We start from the raw sequence: 1,235 nt of genomic DNA on the forward strand, positions 1-1,235 counted from the left end.
GTGCCCCAGTAAACCATCCGAAACCCTGCGGAACAAATAGGTCCCATCAAAATCAAAGCCAGCTCTAGGTTGCCTGGTCCCTCTAAGATTAAGAGCTATGATTGCCTGGGCGTGAAAGTCATTCTTTATGGTTTCGTAAATGTCATTACAGTCATACGCAGAGTCCATCAGGTAGAACTTGGGTGATTTAACCAGAACGCTGCTGGCCTTTTTAACCAGTTTTAAAGCTATTTCACTATCGTGGACATTGGCCGGTGTTACGGTGATAGCTACTGGTAACTCTGATTTTGTGTCCACAGCAGCATGTACTTTGTAGCCAAACCAGGCTTCAGTGTTGCCATCAGTGTTTCTTTTGACGCCCCAGTCAGCGCTTTTACCGTTTTGCGATACATACTTTCTAGGCTTGGTTTTCTCATAAGCCTCAATTTTTGTGGAATCTATTGCAATAGAGGTGCAGTCAATAACCCCCATTTGCTCGGCTTTATTTACAAGCGAATTAAACAGTTCTTTAAGAATACCTGTTTCTGTTAGTTCTCTTAAAAATCTGCTCATAGTTGCTTCACTTGGTACGCTTGCAATTACGCCAAATCCACATATGTATCGAAATACAGGGTCATTTTTTAGTCTTCTGACCAATGCAGCCATTGTCGGTATTTGCTCTATCTTTGCAGCTATTAATGCTCTTAGTTTGTATTTGGCATTGTATCCTCGAGGTCCATTATGTTTTCTGGGTAGCCTGGATATTATTGGATTCAAATCAAGGGTGCTAAAAATCTTTTCCAGTCTAGTTTCAGGTTGCATTTTTAATGCATCTTCGAAGGAAATCAGGCACTGTTGTCGAATATACAAGGTAGCTTCATCCCTTTCCACTTTTGTTTTATTTGGTTTGATTTACCTTATAATTCGGCAAAAGTTGGGGTGAAGCCTTTATTTTAGGCCTTTAAAGCCTTGATTTCAATGAGTTTTTTAGAATGAAATACTCTCGGGTGATAAGATACATATTGCACATGTGACAGCAGGGCTTATCTGATTCGGAATAACAGAATAATACAATTGACCAACGACGATACAGTGGCTGCGGACTGGTGAAAAAGGGTTAGAACAGGCCAAGAGCCATCCAGAGCGCAATAAGCTTACTCAGGACTTGGGAGGGCGAAATCAACCTGTTGTGGGCGTGACTGCTTGTTTCCTACACCCGGCGATGTTCTAGTGCTTTGCAGCAACGGCTTGTATGA

The 1,235-nt window shown here is 41.9% G+C and carries 1 protein-coding gene; it reads right to left on the reverse strand.

Going from position 1 to position 1,235, the window contains the following annotated elements:
• The coding region (locus SSCH_RS07540) for a transposase (RefSeq protein WP_052835445.1) at positions 1 to 849 on the reverse strand (849 nt) is incomplete at its 3' end.
• Positions 850 to 1,235 lie beyond the last annotated feature (386 nt).

It is taken from the genome of Syntrophaceticus schinkii (assembly GCF_000946815.1).
In the GTDB taxonomy this organism is placed as follows: Bacteria; Bacillota; DSM-12270; order Thermacetogeniales; family Thermacetogeniaceae; genus Syntrophaceticus; species Syntrophaceticus schinkii.